General features: G+C 71.4%; 4 protein-coding genes. 1 reads left to right on the top strand and 3 read right to left on the bottom strand.

The annotated features are described in order from the left end of the window. Window positions 1–24: 24 nt before the first annotated feature. Genes R9B84_RS08405 through R9B84_RS08395 form a run of 3 tightly spaced genes read right to left on the bottom strand, consistent with a single transcriptional unit; the run spans window position 25 to window position 15,739 of the window. Window positions 25–1,065: a GNAT family N-acetyltransferase gene (locus tag R9B84_RS08405; RefSeq protein WP_423757614.1), complete on the bottom strand. Its 1,041-nt coding sequence runs from the start codon at window positions 1,063–1,065 to the stop codon at window positions 25–27. Beyond that, on the bottom strand, window positions 1,055–6,064 hold the full coding sequence (locus R9B84_RS08400) for an amino acid adenylation domain-containing protein (RefSeq protein WP_423757613.1): 5,010 nt from the start codon (window positions 6,062–6,064) through the stop codon (window positions 1,055–1,057). The genes R9B84_RS08405 and R9B84_RS08400 overlap by 11 nt, the downstream gene beginning before the upstream one ends. Before the next feature lie 9 nt (window positions 6,065–6,073). Then, the gene (locus R9B84_RS08395) at window positions 6,074–15,739 is read right to left on the bottom strand and encodes an amino acid adenylation domain-containing protein (protein WP_423757612.1); all 9,666 of its coding nucleotides are present in this window, start codon (window positions 15,737–15,739) and stop codon (window positions 6,074–6,076) included. A gap of 285 nt (window positions 15,740–16,024) precedes the next feature. Between R9B84_RS08395 and R9B84_RS08390 the strand changes: the two genes are divergently transcribed. Next, on the top strand, window positions 16,025–17,770 hold the full coding sequence (locus R9B84_RS08390; RefSeq protein WP_423757611.1) for a cyclic peptide export ABC transporter: 1,746 nt from the start codon (window positions 16,025–16,027) through the stop codon (window positions 17,768–17,770). Window positions 17,771–17,935 lie beyond the last annotated feature (165 nt).

The raw sequence follows: 17,935 nt of genomic DNA, 5'->3' as shown, positions 1-17,935 counted from the left end.
TCCCTTGTCAGTGATTCCGGCCCGTCAGACGTGACGGCCGGAGAAGAACGTCTCGCGCAGCGTGCGCATCCACAGCGGCTGCGCGTCGGCCAGCGCGAGACGGCGCTGCCGCGCGAAGCCATGCCGCGCGAAGCCATGCCGCGCGAGATGGTCGGCAACCCGCGCGTGGCCGGCCGGAACGGCACAGCCGACCGCTTCGGTACGCGGGTCGTCGAGAAACAGGTAATGAACGACGGACGGCAGCCAGCCCGCCACGCAATGCGGGCCGCGCCAGCGCGACTCGCCGACCAGCATCCGCAGCCCGCGGTCGTAGTCGCGCGCCGCGACGTGCGGCGCGAGCGCGTCTTCCTTCAGCCAGACCGCCTCGAAGTACGCGAACGGCTCGCCGTCGAAACAGCCGACGAGCGGCGTCACGTGCGGATCGGCGTCCGGTGCGGCACCGTCCGCGCCGGGCTGCGTGCCCGGCCAGCCGTCGCGCACGCGCGGCTCGTCGAACCAGCGCGCGAGCCGCCCGGCATCCTCCGCCGGCTGCCAGCCGCGCAGCGTGAAGCGCACGCCGAGCGCCGGCAGATCACGTGCGTAGACGTCGCCACGCGGCGCCGGCGGCCGGCGCGGATGACGCCGGCCGGCGGTGAGCATCGGCAGCGTCGCGCACGGCAGGTGGGTGCCGACGAGCCATAGATCGGCCTGCTGCGCCCAGCCGTCGCGCATGCAGCGGCCGCCGTCGGCGAGCACGCCGCTCGCGCGCAGCGCATCGAGCGCGACCGCCGGCCACGCGGCCGGGTCGAGCCGGATCGCCGCATGGTGTGCGCCGTCCGAAAACGCCGCGGACAGCGCGGCCAGCAGCGCGCGCCGCTGGTCGGCAGGCGCCGCGCGATGGTTGTACGCGACAAGGCGCAGCGTGCCGTCGTCGGCGAGTTGCGCGCGCAGCAACTGCGCGCCGATGCCGACGCCCTGCGCGACGCGGATCTCCGTGCCGTCGCGCGCGGCGAACAGGCCGTCCGCGAACGCGAGGCGGCACGTATCGGGCATCGTGAATCCGTCCGGACGCACTTCAGCCAGCATGGCGTTCCTCCTGTCCTGTTTCTGTTTCCGCTTGCGCATCGAGCCGCGCGCCAAGCGCCGCGAGCGTCGGCGACGCGAATACGTCGGCGACCGTCAGCGCATGACCGGCACGGCCGGCCGCGTCGACGAAACGCACGACGTCGAACGACGTCGCGCCGGCTTCGAACAGGTCCGCACCGGGCTCGGGCGCGGCCGTCGCGAACGCGTCCGACCACAGTGCCGCGAGCGCGGCAGCCGCGTGCGACGGCGCGTCGGCCGATGCTTCCTCGCTTGCTCGTGCAATGAAGTCCGCCTGCGCGACGGCACGCGTATCGGGTGCGCCGAGCGCCGCTTCCGACGCGCCGGCAAAGCGTGCGACTTCGTCGTGATAGACGTCGACCAGCGCATCGACGAAGCCGCGGTCGAGCAGTTCGTCCGCATACGAGAACGCGGCGCTCACGCGGCCGTCCGGATGCTCGACGACGTCCAGCTCCAGCGTGAACACGACGCGATGGCGCGCGTCGTCGAATTCGGCCAGCGACAGGCCGGCCCAGTCGCGTGCGGCCGCGCCCGTCGGGCGCAAGTAGTTGAACATCACCTGGAACAGCGGATTGGCCTGTGCGGTACGCGGCGCGCGCAGCGCCGCGACGACGTCGGCGAACGGCACGTCGGCATGCGCATACGCGGCGAGCGCCGTGTCGCGCACCTGTGCGAGCACGTCCGCGCGACGCGCGGCCGGGTCGATCCGCGTACGCACGACGACCGAATTGATGAACAGGCCGAGCGCATCGCGTGCCGCGTCGCCCGTCAGCGCGCGCGTCGACGCGAGCACGCCGACCGGCTGGTCGGCCGCACCCGTCGCGCGGAACAGCGCGGTGTTGAGCGCCGCGTGCAGCAGCATCGGCAGCGTCGCGTGCGCGGCCGACGCGGCATCGCGTGCGGCGCGGATCAGCGACGTGTCGAATTCGAACGCGATGCGTGCCGCGCGCCATTGCGGCGCGGCCGGCGCATCCGCGCGCTGCGGCAGCACGCGCGACGGCAGATCGGCCAGCGCGTCACGCCAGTACGCGACGCGGGCCGGATGGCACGGTGCGGGCAGCACGAGCGGTAGGACCAGTTGGGCGACCGGTTGGGCGGTCTCTTCCGCCGGCACGGCGTTGCCGCGTACGCGAGCGACATAGCGCGCACGAACCGCATCGAGCCACAGCTCGATCGATTCGCCATCCGACACGATGTGATGGATCGTCACCGACAACACGTGGTCGTCCGTGCCGAGCCGCAGCACGCGTGCGCGCCACAGCGGCGCATCGGCGGCAAGGTCGAATGGCGCGAGCGCATCGTCGTCGGTCAGCGCCGACGCGCGGGCGAGCGCATCGGGTTGCGCCGACAGGTCGAAGACCGGCAGCGCGACCGGCTCCGCCGCGTCGATCCGCTGGCCCGGCAGCGCGCCGTCGCGAGCGACGAGTCGCGCACGCAGCGCCGGATGCACGGCAGCCACATCGGAGAACGCGGCGCGCAGCGCATCGATGTCGAGCGGGCCGCGCACGCGTAGCGCGACCGGGATGTTGTACGCGGCGCTGTTCGGCTGCGCGCGCCACTGGAACCACAGGCCGAGCTGCGCGGGCGACAGCGGCCACACGCCGTTAGCGTCGGGTTTGGCCACCGCAACACCCGGCGCCGCAGTCCCGCCGTGCGCGCCATGCGCGGCGCGCGGCGCGTCGGCGACCTGCAGCGCGTACTGTGCGAGCACCGGCGCCTCGAACAGCGCGCGCACCGGCACGTCGCGGCCGAGCCGTTCGGCCACGCGCGTCGCGACGCGCACCGCGGCGAGCGAATGGCCGCCGAGATCGAAGAAATGGTCGCCGCGGCCGACGCGCTCGAGATTCAGCACGTCGCACCAGATCGCCGCGAGCGCGGCTTCATCGCCGTCGTGCGGCGCCTCGTACGCACGTTCGACGCGCACCGGCGCCGGCAGCCGCGCGCGGTCGACCTTGCTGTTCGCATTGCGCGGCAGCGCGTCGAGCACGATCAGTTGTGCGGGCACCATGTAGTCGGGCAGCGTGCGGCGCAGGTGCGCGTCGAGCGTCGCGGCTTCGACGGGCTGCGCGGCCGCCCGTGCATCGGCGGTCAGTTCGACATACGCGACGAGCTGCGCAAGCGCGCCCTGCCCGTGCACGACCGCGCACGCTTCGCGCACCGCATCGTGCGCGGCAAGCTGCGCCTCGATTTCGCCGAGTTCGATGCGCAGCCCGCGCAGCTTCACCTGATGATCGACGCGGCCGATGAAGTCGAACACGCCGTCCGCGCGGCGCCGCACCAGGTCGCCCGTGCGGTACAGCCGCGCGCCCGGCGCGCCATACGGATCGGGCACGAAACGCTCGGCGGTCAGCGCCGGGCGGTCGAGATAACCGCGCGCGACGCCGATCCCCTCGCCGCCCAGGTACAGCTCGCCGATCACGCCGACCGGCAGCGGATGCAGCCGCTCGTCGAGCACGTGCGCGGTACGTGCGCCGACCAGCGTGCCGATCGGCAGATACGCGGCGTCGCCGAGCGCCGCGAGATCGTCGCCGGGCCGGAACATCCACAGCGTCGGCGTGATGACCGTCTCGGTCGGGCCGTAGCCGTTGACCACGCGCACGTTCGGCAGCGCGCGGCGCAGCATCGCGAACGCCTCGCGCGACGTCGCCTCGCCGCCGACGGTCAGCGAACGCAGCGTCGGCGGTGCGCCGTGCGCGAGCGCCCATTCGGCGAGCTGCGCGGCGCAGCCGGGCGGCACGTAGGTCATCGTCACGCCGTCGCGGACCATCATCGCGCAGGTCTGCGCGGGCGGCCACAGCACGTCGGCCGTCACCGACACGGCGGCGCCCGACATGTATTGCGAAAACCAGCCTTCGTGCGCGCCGTCGAAGTTGACCGACTGGAACAGCAGGAACACGTCCTGCTCGCCCGCGCCGTAGCGCTCGGCAATCGCCGCGCAATGCAGCGCGAACGACGCATGGTCGACGATCACGCCCTTCGGCTTGCCGGTCGAACCCGACGTGTAGATCGCGTAGGCGGCATGACCGGGCAGCACGTCCGGCAGCGCGACGTCCGCGGCTTCGTCGAATGCATCGATTTCATCGGCGCGCCACACGCGCAGTTCGGGCAACTCGGGCAACGACGCGACGCTCACGCCATCGGTCAGCACGTGGGCAATGCTGGCGTCGCCGACGATCTGCGCGAGCCGTTCGCGCGGATGGGCCGGATCGAGCGGCACGAACGCGGCACCGGACTTCAGCACCGCGATCAGTGCGACGAGCAGGTCGACCGAGCGCTGCAGCGCGACGCCGACGCGCATCTCGGGCCGCACGCCGGCCGCCACCAGATGACGCGCCAGGCGCGCCGCGCGTGCATCGACTTCGCCGCGCGTCAGCGCGCGATCGATATCGGCGACGCCGCGTGCATCGGGCCGCGCGTACGCATGCGCGGCGATGCGCGCATGCACGGGCACGAACGGTTCGGCTTCGGTCGCGCCCGCCGGCGCGTTCCATGCAAAGAGCTGTGCGCGCTCGCCGGCGGGCAACCAGTCGAGATCGCCGACCGGCATGTCGGGTCGCGCGAGCGCATCGGCGAGCAGCGTGACGAAGCGTGCGGCCAGTCGTGCGATCGCGTCGGCATCGAACAGGTCGAGCGCGTAGATGAACGCGGCGTCGAACGTACCATCGGGCGTTGCCTCGACGGCGAGCGTGAGATCGAATTTCGCGGACGGCGTACCGGACGGCAGCAACGCGGCCGCTGCCGCGCCGAGCGCCGGCAGCGCGCGGCGTTCGCCGTACGCGGCCATCACCTGGAACAGCGGATGGTGGCTCGCGCTGCGCGGCACGCCGAGCGCATCGACCACCTGCTCGAACGGCACGTCCTGGTGCATCTGCGCGTCGACGAGCGCGCGCTGCGTGCGTGCGACCAGCGACGAGAAATCGCCGTGCGCTGGCACGTCTACGTCGATTGCGAGCGTGTTGACGAAGAAGCCGATCAGGCCGGCGACTTCCGCACGTTCGCGGTTCGCGGCCGGCACGCCGACGCAGATCCGCGCGTCGCCGGTCGCGCGCGCGAGCAGCGCATCGAGCGCGGCGAGCAACACGGCGAACGGCGTTGCGCCCGACGCGGCCGCGAACGCACGCAGTTGCGCGCCGATGCGCGCGTCGAGCGAAAACACATGACGCGCGCCGCGCGCACTGCGGCGCGCCGGTCGTGCGGCCGCCCCCGGCAGCGTCAGCACGCCACGCTGCGGATCGAGCCGGGCGCGCCAGAACGCGAGCTGGCGATCGCGTTCGCCGGCGTCGAGCCAGCGGCGCTGCCACAGCGCGTAGTCGGCGTACTGGATCGGCAGCGGCGCGAGCGGCACCGGTTCCCCCGACGCATACGCGCGATAGAACGCCGCGAGTTCGAACAGCATCACGTCCGACGACCAGCCGTCCGACACGATGTGATGAACGGTCAGCGCGAGCCAGTGATGCGTCGCGTCGAAGCGGATCAGGTGGGCGCGCACGAGCGGCGCCTGGCCGAGATCGAACGCGTCGGCTTCGTCGGCCGTCGCAATGGCCTCCGCGCGCGCGGTGCGCTGCGCGTCCGGCAGCGCTTCGAGATCGGTTTCGCGCCACGGGCAGCGCAACGGCGCGTGGATCGTTTGCGCGACACCGTCCTGCGCTTCGTCGAATGTCGTGCGCAACGCTTCGTGGCGCGCGATCAACGCGTCGCACGCGAGACGCAGCGCATGCGCGTCGAGCGGGCCCGTCAGCGCAAGCCGCTCGGTGATGTGATACGCGTCGGGCGCATCGATCAGCCGCGCGTGCAGCCACAGCCGCGTCTGCGCGAACGACGCCGGCACGCGGTCGCTGCGCGGCGTGCGCGGCGGAATCGGCAGCACGCGGAAGTCGATGCCGGCCGCGCCGAGCTTGTCGATGAAGACCGCGCGCTGCACGTCGGGCAGTTGCGCGAAACGCGTCGCGAGCGCGAGCCAGTCGGGTTGAATCTTCGTCATCCGTCGTCCTTATTGGGTTTCCAGTTCGCCGAGCAGCGCGTCGATCGCGCTCGCCGCATCGGTCGCGCCACGCGCCGCGCAGGCCGCGTCGATCGCTTCCGCGCAGCGCGCGAGCGTGCGCGTGTCGAACAGCGTGCGCAGCGGCAGCGCGAGCCCCCAGTTCAGGTTCGCCTGCGCGTGGGCCTGCGTCGCGAGCAGCGAATGGCCGCCAAGCAGGAAGAAATCGCCGTCGCGGCCGATCGCGTCGACGTGCAGCACGCGTTGCCAGATCTCCGCGAGCGCACGTTCGGTATCGGTTGCGAGTTCGACGGCTTCGGCCGCTTCGCGCACCGGCGCGGGCAACGCGTGGCGGTCGCACTTGCCGTTCGGCGTGACGGGCAGCGCGTCGAGCTCGATCAGTTGCGACGGCACCATGTAGGCCGGCAGTTGCGCGCGCAACGCATCGAGCAGCGCCGCGCGGTCGAGCGGGCCTGCGTCGCCGCGTGCGACATAGCCGATCAGTTGTTCGTCGCGCACGATCACGACCGCATCGTTCACGCCGGGCGCCGCGCGCAGCAGCGCCTCGATCTCGCCCGGCTCGATCCGCTGGCCGCGCAGCTTCACCTGCGTGTCAACGCGGCCGAGGTAGTCGAGCGCACCGTCGACGCGCCGGCGTGCGAGGTCGCCCGTGCGGTACATGCGTGCGCCCGGCACGAACGGATCGGGCACGAAGCGCTCGGCGGTCAGCGCCGGGCGGTCGAGATAACCGCGCGCCAGGCCCGCGCCCGCGAGATACAGTTCGCCGGTCGCGCCGGCCGGCACCGGTTGCCATGCGGCATCGAGCACGTGCAGTTGCAGGTTCGCGATCGGATGGCCGATCGGCACCGCGACCGCATTCGCGTCGTCGGGGCCGCAGGTCCAGTGCGACACGTCGATCGCGGCTTCGGTCGGCCCGTACAGGTTCACGAGCGTCGCGTTCGGCAGCAGCCGCGCCATCTTCGCGACGAGTTCGGGCGCAAGTGCCTCGCCGCTCGCGACGATCAGGCGCACGCTGTCGCATTGCGCGGCGGCCGAGAAATCGTCGAGATACGCGGCGAATGCGGCGAGCATCGACGGCACGTAATGCAGCACCGTCACGCCATGTGCATGGATCGCGGCCGCGAGACGCGCCGGATCGCGATGGTCGCCGGGCGCGGCGATCGCGAGCTTCGCGCCGATCGCCAGCGGCCACACGAATTCCCAGACCGACACGTCGAAGCCGAACGGCGTCTTGTGCAGTACGACGTCGTCGCGCGTCAGACGGTATGCGTGCTGCATCCACGCGATCCGGTTCGCGAGCGCGCCGTGCGTGTTGCCGGCGCCCTTCGGCTTGCCGGTCGAGCCCGAGGTGTAGATCAGGTATGCGAGTTGGGCGTCGTCGATGGCGATGTCTGCGGGCACCGCTTCACGTTCGCCGCCTTCATCGGCGAGCAGGTCCGCAACCGTCAGCAACTGCGTCGTAGCATCGTCACCCAAAGCAGCCTCGACCTGCTCGCGCAGATGGGCCTGCGTGATCGCGACGGCCGGTCGCGCATCGCGCAGCAGGTATGCGATGCGCTCGGCCGGATAGTCGGGATCGACCGGCAGATACGCGGCACCGGCCTTCAGCACGCCGACGAGCGCCATCACCATGTCGAACGAACGCTCGACGCACAGCGCGACCGGCGTGTCGGGCCGCACGCCGCGCCGGCGCAGCGCGGCCGCGATGCGCGACGTGCCGATGTCGAGTTCGCGATAGGTCGCGCGATGCACGCCGCCGTGGACGTCCGCGTATTCGAGCGCGATCGCGTCGGGCGTCGCGTGCGCCGCATCGACGAACTGCAGATGCAGCGGCTGCCGTTGCGAAGCCGGCCATGAGCGCGCCGTGTCCTGCGCACGCGCCAGTGCGTCGCGGGTTGCGTCGTCGACGATCGACAGCGCGCCGAGCAGCGCATCCGGCGTGCGGGCCAGCGCATCGAGCGCGCACGCGAACGCGCGGTGCCAGGTCTCGACCTGCCGCGCATCGATGCGCGCGGTGTCGTAGCCGTAGTCGATCGTCAGTTCGGCACCGCTCTCGATCACGAGCGTCAGCGCGAAATCGGTCGCTTCGATGCTGCGCACGCCGCTCAGCGCAAGCGCGCGCGGATCGGCGTCGCGCGCCGTGTCGTCCACCGGGTAGTTCTCGAACACGACCAGCGTGTCGAACAGTGCGCCGCCCGCGCCGCGCGCCCAGCGCTGGATGTCGGCAAGCGGCGTGTGCGCATGCTCGGCGGCGGCCGCATTCTCGCGCTGCAGCGTTTGCAGCCAGTCGGCCGCGCGTTGCTGCGGCGCAGGTGCGGTGATGACCGGCAGCGTGTTGATGAACAGGCCGAGCACCGTGTCGACGTCCGCCAGCGCATCGGGACGCCCCGCGACGGTCGCGCCGAACGCGACGGCCGGCTGGTGCGTCATCCGTTGCAGCGCGAGCGCCCACGCGCCCTGCACCAGCGTGTTGATTGTCAGCTTCAGTGCGCGCGCCGTCTGCGCGACGCGCGTCATCGCGTCTGCATCGATCGTCGCGCGCCACGTGACCATCTCGGCGTCCGCGCGGTCGGCTGTGCGTTCGGCGATCAGCGTCGGCGCGTCGAGCCGTGCGAGGCGTTCGGTCCAGAAGCGTTCGTCGGCATCGCGGTCGCGCGTGCCGAGCCATGCGATGAAGTCGCGATAGCGCAGCGTCGGACGGCTTGCGAACGGCGACACGGCGTCCGGGTCGCGATAGTCGCGCAGCACGTCGGCGAGCAGGCGCGCGGTGCTCCAGCCGTCGAGCAGCACGTGGTGACGCGTCCATACGACGCGCCAGGCATCGTCCGTCACGCGGATCAGCGTGAGCCGCATCAGCGGCGGCTCGCGCCAGTCGAACCCGCGTGCGCGGTCGGCCGCGAGCCATGCGTCGAAATCGGCGTCGAGCGTGTCGCCGCGCGTGCGCCAGTCGAGCTGTTCGACCGGCATGTGTGCGTGGCGATGCACGCACTGCAGCGGCGCGGCTTCGTCGGGCATCACGCTCGTGCGCAGGATGTCGTGGCGTGCGACCGACGCGTCGAACGCAGCCGCGAGGCGGTCGGCATCGAGCGCGGTCGCGGTCGCGACGAGCTGGTTCACGTAGCTCGCGTGGCCCGGCGCGAACAGCGCATGGAACAGGATGCCCTGCTGCATCGGCGACAACGGATACACGTCATCGATCGCGCGCCAGTCGAGCGGCGTGCGTTCGATCGCTGCTTGCGTGAGACCGGCGGCCTGCGCGAGCGGGAAATCGCCCGGCGTCGCGCCACCGCCGCGATGCGCGATGCGCGACGCACAGGCGTCGACCAGCTCGCGCAGCGCCACCGCGAAGCGTTCGGCGAACGCGTCGATCGTCGCGCGCTCGAACTGCGGCGCGCCATACACCCAGTGCACTTTCAGCGTGCGCGCGCCGTCGCGGTCCGTATCGAGGTACGCGTGAATCGCGAGCGTATTGCCGAGCGGCCCTTGCGGGTCGCGTTCGACGCCGGTGCCGCCGAAACGCGGCACGAGCGTTGCGTCGCGCGGCGCGTCGAACTGGCCGAGATAGTTGAACGTGACGCGCGGACGCGGCACGGCGGCCAGCGCCGCGCGCGTCGCCGCATCGCCGTAGTGCGCGAGCACGCCGAAGCCGAGCCCCTTGTGCGGCACCGCGCGCAGCGTGTCCTTGACTGCGCACAGCGTGTCGCTCGCGGTCGCTTCGACCGGCAACGTCACCGGGTAGTGGCTGGTCAGCCAGCCGATCGTGCGGCTCGCGTCCGCATCGTCGAACAATGCCTCGCGGCCATGCCCTTCCAGTTCGATGCGGCACGATGCCGAGCCACGCACGCCGGCCAATGCCAGCGCGAGCGCCGCGCCCAGCAGTTCGATCGTCTGCGTGCGATACGCCGCATGCGCATCGGTCAGCGCCGCACGCGTCAATGCCGCATCGATCGTCTGCACGACGACGGCTGCATCGGCATTCGTCGCCATTGCGCCGGGGTGATCGGACACGAGGTCGTCGCCCTGCGCCATGCCGGCCCAGTATGCTGCCTCGGCCGCGAACGGCGATGCCGGTTCCGTCGCGGCGCGTGCGAGCCGTGCGGCCCATGCGTCCGCGCTCAGGCCCGGCTGCGACAGCCGGACCGGCGTGCGTTCGCATGCGGCGCGGTAAGCCGAGTCGAGGTCATCGAGCAGGATGCGCCACGACACGCCGTCGACGATCGCGTGGTGAATCGCCAGATAGAGCTGAGTCGAACCGTCCGGCAGCCGTGCCGCGCACGCGCATGCGAGCGGCCCGCGGCCAAGGTCGAGACGGCGCTGCAACGCGTCGAAGCGCGCGAGCGCGTCGGCTTCGTCGCGTGCGGCGACTTCGACGAACGGCAGCGCATCGTACGGCTTCGCGGCAGCGCTGGCGTGCCACGTGCCGTCCGTACCGCGCGCGAAGCGCTGGCGGAACGCGTCGTGATGCGTCAGCAACGCATCGAATGCGCGCGCGAACGCGTCCGCGTCGAACGGCCCGCGCACGTCGAACGCGACCGACTGGTTCCAGTGGCCGCGCTGCGGAACGTCGAGCGCGAAGAAGCGTTGCTGCGCAGGCGTCAGGATTGGCGTGGCGGCCGGCGTCGCTGCTGCGGTCGCGGTTGCGATGGCAGGCTGAGCAGCAGCGGTCACGTCTTCGGTTTTCGCGATGCGTGCGAGTTCGGCCACCGTCGGACCGTCGAACAGTTGCTTCGGCGTGAAGCGCACGCCGCGCTTGCGCGCACGGGCGATCACCTGCAGCACGAGAATCGAATCGCCGCCGAGTTCGAAGAAGTTGTCGTCGCGGCCCACATGCGGCGCCTTCAGCACGGCCTGCCAGACTTCGGCGAGTACCGTTTCGACCGCACCCTGCGGCGCGTCGCCGGACGCGAGCGCGACCGGCGCGGCCGCCCGTTCGCGCAGCGCCGCACGATCGATCTTGCCGTTCACGGTCACCGGCAGGCGCGCGAGCGCGACGAATTGCGCCGGCACCATGTAGTCGGGCAGCTTCGCGGCGAGCGCCGCGCGCATGGCGGCCTCGTCGAATGCCGCACCGTCGCGCATCACGACGAAGGTCGCGAGCCGCAGGCGGCCGTCATGCTCGATCGCGAGCGTTTCGGCTTGCGCAACCGGACCGGCCGCGCGCACGGCCGCACTCACCTCGCCCGGTTCGACGCGGTAACCGCGAATCTTCACCTGGTCGTCGATGCGGCCGAGGAACGCGAGACGGCCGTCCGCGCGCAAGCGCACGCGGTCGCCGGTGCGATACAGGCGCGCGCCGGACGTGAACGGATCGGGCACGAAGCGTTCGGCGGTCTGCGCCGGACGCCCGAGGTAGCCGCGCGCGACGCCCGGCCCGCCCAGATACAACTCGCCCGTCGCGCCGGCCGGCACGCATGCGCCGAACGCGTCGAGCACGAGCGCGCGCGCATTCGGTAGCGGCAAGCCGAGCGGCACGCCGCTCGCGGGATCGCGCGCCTCGGCGGCGATCGACGCCGTGTCGCACGCGATCGCGCCGACCGTCGCTTCGGTCGGCCCGTAATGGTTGATCACGCGGCAGGCCGGCGCGAGCGCGGCCAGGCGCGCCACGAGCGCCCACGTGAGCGTTTCGCCGCCCGTCACGAGCGCGTGGCGCGGCAGCACGTCGGCCGGCACGCGCGCGTCGAGCAGCGCCTGCAGGTGGCTCGGCACGATCTTCAGCACGCCGACGTCGCGGCGGCGCATCTCGTCCGCGAACAGGTCCGGATCGAACGCGCATGCGGCCGGCAGCAGGTGCAGCGTGCGGCCCGCGCACAGCGCGCCGAACAGCGTCGTGTGGCCGAGATCGGCGGCGACGGTCGACACCATCGCGAACGACGCGTCCGGTGCGAACGCGAGTTCGTCGAGCATCCCCTGCACGTAGTCGGCCAGTGCACCGTGCGACACGACGACGCCCTTCGGCGTGCCGGTCGAACCCGACGTATAGATCAGGTATGCGCCCTGTTCCGGATGCGGTGCGACGCGCACGCCGGCCGCATGCGCGAGCATCGCGTCCTGTGCGAGCGTATCGACGTCGAGCGGCTGCGCGTCGATGTCGGCGGGCCATGCGGCCGTGTCCGCGACGAGCGCCCAGCGCGCGCCGCAGTCGGTCGCCGCCGCGGCGAGTCGTGCGGCAGGTTGCGCGGGATCGACCAACACGGCGAGCGCACCGGCCTTCAGCGCGCCGAGCAGGCCGACGACGAAGCGTGCGGACCGTTCGATGCAGATGACGACCGGTGCTTCTGCCGTCGCGCCACGCTGCTTCAGCGCATGCGCGATGCGGTTCGACGCATCGTCGAGTTCGGCGAACGTCAGCGACGCCGACGCATCGGCGAGCGCGACGCGATGCGGATACGCGGCCGCCTGCCGCGCGAACGCGGCGACAATATCGCTATGTTCGACACGCAGCGTGCGACCGTCGCGCGGCTGGCGCGATGCGGCCGATGCGTCGCACGGCAGCGCGGCCGTCGTGCGCTGCGGATCGTGCGCGGCCGCGCCGACGAGCGCCGCATAGCTGTCGAGCCACGCGCGTGCGGTATCGGTGTCGATGCAGTCGGTCGCATAGGCCGCGACCAGTTCGATTCCGCTCACGTCGTCGGTGAAATCCAGCGCGAAGTCGAAACGCGCGGCGAGATCCGGGCCCGGCGTTGCAACCGCCGTCGCACCCGGCAGCACGCTGTCGTGCCGCGCGTCGAACTGCTGCGCGAATTTCACGCGCAGCCATTCGTCGCCGCGCTTGACCGGCGGCTTCACCGCATCGACGACACGCTCGAACGGCACGTCCTGGTGCGCGACCGCGTCGAGCGCCGCCGTGCGCGCCGCGTCGACGAGCGTGCGGAACGGCAGCGTCGGCGCCACGCGCACGCGCAGCGCGACCGTATTCAGGAACAGCCCCAGCAACGCGCGCGTTTCAGGCCGCTGGCGATGCGCGACCGGCACCGCGACCACGACGTCCGTTTCGCCGGTCAGGCGCGACAGCCATGCGTCGAGCGCAGCCAGCAGCACCGTGAAGACGGTGGCCTGCGCGTCGCGCGCGAGCTGTCGTACGTCGGCCGCAACCATGTCGGGCAGACGCACCGACACGCGCGCGCCCTGCAGCGTGCGCGCGGCGCCCGGCTGCCGGTCGACCGGCAGCGCGATCGGGCCCGGCACGTCGTGCAATGCGCCGCGCCAGTAGTCGAGCTGGCGTTCGCCCTCGCCGCCGGCCAGCATGTCGCGCTGCCAGTCCGCGTAGTCGGCGTACTGGATCGGCAGATCGGGCAACGACGGTTCGCGGCCTTCGGCATACGCGCGGTACGCGGCCGACAGTTCGTCGAATGCACAGTGCGAGCTCCAGCCGTCGGTGATCGCGTGATGCGCTGTCAGCAGCAGGCGGTGACGATCGTCGGCGAGCGCGACGAGCGTCGCGCGCAGCAGCGGGCCGCGTGCGAGGTCGAACGGTTCGGCCGCGTCGCGCTCGGCGAGTCGTGCGGCTTGCGCGTCGCGCGCGGCCGGCGGCTGGTCGCGCAGGTCGATGTCGGCGATCGACACCGGCAGATGCGCATGAATCCGCTGCATCACGACGCCGTCGTCGTTGTCGACGAGCGTCGTGCGCCACGCTTCGTGCCGGCCGATCACGTGATCGAGCGCACGCTGCAGCGCGTCGCGCTCGAGCATGCCGTCGATCGTCCAGTGCGCGGCGATGTGATACGCGGCGCTCGCATCGCGCGTTTGCGCGAGCACCCAGAAACGTTGCTGCGCGAGCGATGCCGCACGGTCGACATGCGGCGCGCCCGATGCGGCTGCGTCGGCCGTCGCGCGGCGTGCGGAAATGACGGCCAGCGGCTCGCCGGTCTCGCGTTCCGAACGATCGACCGTTTCGGCCAGTTCGGCGAGCGCCGGGTCGGCGAACAGCGCATCGAGCCGCAGGTTCGCGCGCGATGCGGCGCGAATCGCGGCCTGCAACTGCATCACGGCGAGCGAATCGGCGCCCAGCGCAAAGAAATGGTCGTCGCGCGACGGCGCGGCGTCGAGACCGAGCAGCGTTTGCCAGAGGCCGGCGAGTTGCTGCTCGGTCGGCGTGCGCGGCGCGTCGCCGGCACCTTGCGTCGTGTCGCGCGCGGCGGCAATCCGCTCACGCAGCGCGGCGCGATCGACCTTGCCGTTCAGCGTATACGGCAGCGCATCGCAGCGTACGAACCGGTGCGGCTGCCATGCCGCCGGCAATTGCGCTCCCACGTGCGCCTTCAGCGCTGCATCGTCGGCCGCCGCGCGCAGCGCAACGCACGCGATCAGCCGCGTCGGCCCGTTGCCGGTTTCGGCAACCACGGCCGCATCGGCCACGGCCGGATGCGAGCGCAGGCACGCAGCGATTTCCGCGGGCTCCACGCGCACGCCGCGCACCTGGACCTGGTCGTCGAGACGGCCGAGATAGTCATATGCACCGTCGTCGCGCAGGCGTGCGAGATCGCCGGTGCGGTAAACGCGTGCGCCGGGCTCGCCGTCCGGATCGGGAATGAAGCGTTCTGCCGTCAGCGCCGGGCGGCCGTGATAGCCGCGCGCGATACAGACGCCGCCGAGCAGCAACTCGCCGCCTTCGCCCGACTCGCCGTCGATACGCGCGACGCGCGGGCCGATCACGCGGCCGATCGGCAGCGACGCATATGCGTCGTTAGCGGCCAGCACGGGCGTCTCGCCCGGCTCGACCGGCCACAGCATCGGCGAGATCACGGCCTCGGTCGGCCCGTAACCGTTGATCAGACGCACCGCCGGGAACGTGCGGCGCACGAATTCGAATGCCTGCTGCGGCAGCGCTTCGCCGCCGAATGCGAGTACGCGCAATGCCGGCGGCACGCCGTCGCGCGCGGCGACAGCCGCGAACTCGCGCAGGTATGCGGGCGGAAATGCGGCGACGTTGACCGATTCGCGCACCAGCAGCGCATGAGCGGCGTCGGGCGCGAACGGCTGCGGCGGCGCCACAACGATACTGGCACCGATCGCGAGCGGTGCGAGCCAGCACTCATGAGCGGCGTCGAAATTGACCGACGCGAAATGCAGCAGACGGTCGCCGGCCTCGATCGGCAGCGCTGCCGCGAGCGCGTCGCAGTGCGCGGCGAGCGGCCCGTGCTCGACGACGACCGCCTTCGGCGTGCCGGTCGAGCCCGACGTATAGATCATGTAGGCGGCCGAACGCGGGTGTACGGGCGCCGGTTCGTCATCGGCAGCGACGTTCTGCTCGCCCGCGGCTTCCGCTGCCACGTCGAACGTATGGTCGAACGGCATGCCGAGCGCCGCGCGGCCGGCTTCGTCGACGATGCCGTGCCGCAGTTGCGCATCCTGGACGATCCAGTCGAGGCGCGCGGCCGGATGACGCGGATCGAGCGGCACGAACACGCCGCCCGCCTTCAGCACGGCCAGCAGCGCGACGAACAGCTCGCACGAGCGCTCGACGCAGACGCCGACCCGCACTTCCGCGCCGACGCCGGCCGCGCGCAGTTGCCGGGCGAGCCGCGACGCACGCGCGTCGAGCGCGCCGCGCGACAGGCGCAAATCGTTCTGGAAAGGTACCGCGATGGCGGGCGCGTCGGGCGCGACGCGCGCCAGTTCGCGGATTCGGTGATGCAGCGCAGTCGGGAAACTCGTCATGTGCGTGAAGTCCTTCGGTCCGGCCGCTTCGGCCAAGTCTCGGGGCCGCTTGGGGCGGCTTCACTGGTGTGACGAACGGCGCGGCCGATTTTTTACCGTTTTGTGCTCAAAGCATGCGTGGTCGTCTTTTTTTTGCGCGCCGCTAAATATTTGCGCGGCCCGTTCGTCTATCAGTGAGGAAAGCCGGAACGGGCGTACCCCGCCCGCCGCTTTCGCATCACCTTTTCCGTTTCCGCGTTTTGCGTTTCCGCGTATTCGCTTGCCTTCCCTTTACCGACGTTGCCGATGACTGCTGCCCACGAGCCTGCTTCCCCGCCGTCCCTCGACGCCTCGCCCGCCCGCCCCGCGGCGCGCCTGATCCTCGCGCTGCTGCGCGAAAGCCGTACGTCGCTCGCGCTGGCGCTCACCGCGTGCGTGCTGAACGGCGTCGCGAGCGTGCTGCTCGTCGCGACGCTGAACCGCGCGCTCGCGCAACCGGGCGCCGCCGATGCGTCGCTCGCGTGGCGCTTCGCGCTGTGCGCGGTGATCGCGCTCGTCACGCGGATCGTGTCAGGCACGCTGTTCGCGCGCCTGTCGCAGGACACGATGGCGCGGCTGCGCGTGCATCTCGCGCGGCGCGTCGGCGCCGCCGAGCTGCGCGACATCGAGCGGATCGGCGCGGCGCCCGTGCAATCGGTGCTGACCGACGATGCGACCAACGTGTCGATGCTGTTCTTCGCGCTGCCGAACCTGGTCATGCACGGCTCGATCGTGTTCGGCTGCCTCGGTTATCTCGCGTGGCTGTCGTGGCCCGTGTGCGTGCTGGCGCTGGCCGCGATCATCGCCGGCTCGCTCGGTTATCACACCGGCGACCGCCGCGCGATCGCGTCGCTCGAAGCGGCCGGCCAGGCGCAGGACCGCCTGTTCGGTTATCTCGGCGCGCTGTTTTCCGGCGCGAAGGAACTGAAGCTGCACGATGCGCGCGCACGCCAGTTCGTCGACGGCCAGCTCGGCGCCGCGATCGGCGAGGTGCGCGACCACCGCCGCCGCGCGTTCAGTGCGTACGCGGTTGGCGTCGGCTGGATCATCTTCCTGTTCTACGTGTTCCTCGGCGTCGCGTCGTTCTGGCCGCAGCTCGGCGTGCATGCCGATCCGGGCGCGGCGGCCGGCTACGTCGTCGTGTTCCTGTTCATGCTCGTGCCGCTCGACGGGCTGCTGAACAACCTGCCGACCGTCAACGCGGCACGCGTGTCGCTGACGCGGATCGAAGGCGTGATGGCCGAGTTCGGCGCGCTGCGCACGGTGCCGCCCGCGACCGACGCGCCCGACGTACCGCCGGCCGGCGCCGTCACATTGCGCGGCGTCACGCACGCGTATTTCCACGAGCGCGACGAACGGATGTTCAGCATCGGGCCGATCGACATGACGATCAAGCCGGGCGAGCTCGTGTTCATCGTCGGCGGCAACGGCAGCGGCAAGACGACGCTCGCGAAGGTGCTGACCGGGCTCTACGAGCCCGAGGAAGGCACGATCGAGGTCGACGGCCGCACGATCGGCTGGCGCGAGCGGGCAGCGTATCGGCAGCGCTTCAGCGCGGTGTTCAACGATTTCCACCTGTTCGATGCGCTGCTCGGCATCGTCGATCCCGACGATCCGGCCCGCGCGCAGGCCGATGCGCGGGCGAATGCGCTCGTCGCGAAGCTGGCGCTGGACCACAAGGTGAAAGTGGTCGACGGCGCGTTCTCGACCCGTGCGCTGTCGACCGGGCAGCGCAAGCGGCTCGCGCTCGTCGTCGCGTACCTGGAAGACCGGCCGTTCTACCTGTTCGACGAATGGGCGGCCGACCAGGATCCGTCGTTCAAGGCCGTGTTCTACGAGCAACTGCTGCCCGAGCTGCGCGCACGCGGCAAGGCCGTGATCGTGATCACGCACGACGACCGCTATTTCGATCTCGCCGACCGGCTGCTGAAGCTCGACAACGGGCGCATCGTCAGCGACACGATGCCCGCGCGTTCGCGTGCGCAGGACGGCGTCGATGCGCTGAGTGTGTAAGCCATTGATGGATCGATCGCCGACGCGCCGCAATGGCAGCGCGTCGGCGATGTTCGGTTCAGAAGGGAATGTTGCCGGAGCGTGGCGACAAGGAAAGGCCGGGGCATTGACCGTCAAGCCGATTACAACGCCCTGCCCGTCAAAACAGCGTTATCGATGCCCGGC

Source organism: Burkholderia sp. NLJ2 (assembly GCF_049487195.1).
Taxonomy (GTDB): domain Bacteria; phylum Pseudomonadota; class Gammaproteobacteria; order Burkholderiales; family Burkholderiaceae; genus Burkholderia; species Burkholderia pyrrocinia.
Note: the sequence above shows the minus strand (reverse complement) of the source record. Positions and strands in the feature narration are given on the sequence as shown.

Excerpts from the sequence above, each read along its gene's own strand:
- R9B84_RS08405 (WP_423757614.1), bottom strand. The coding sequence starts at position 1,065 with ATGCTGGCTGAAGTGCGTCCGGACGGATTCACGATGCCCGATACGTGC.
- R9B84_RS08395 (WP_423757612.1), bottom strand. The coding sequence starts at position 15,739 with ATGACGAGTTTCCCGACTGCGCTGCATCACCGAATCCGCGAACTGGCG.
- R9B84_RS08390 (WP_423757611.1), top strand. The coding sequence starts at position 16,025 with ATGACTGCTGCCCACGAGCCTGCTTCCCCGCCGTCCCTCGACGCCTCG.
- R9B84_RS08400 (WP_423757613.1), bottom strand. The coding sequence starts at position 6,064 with ATGACGAAGATTCAACCCGACTGGCTCGCGCTCGCGACGCGTTTCGCG.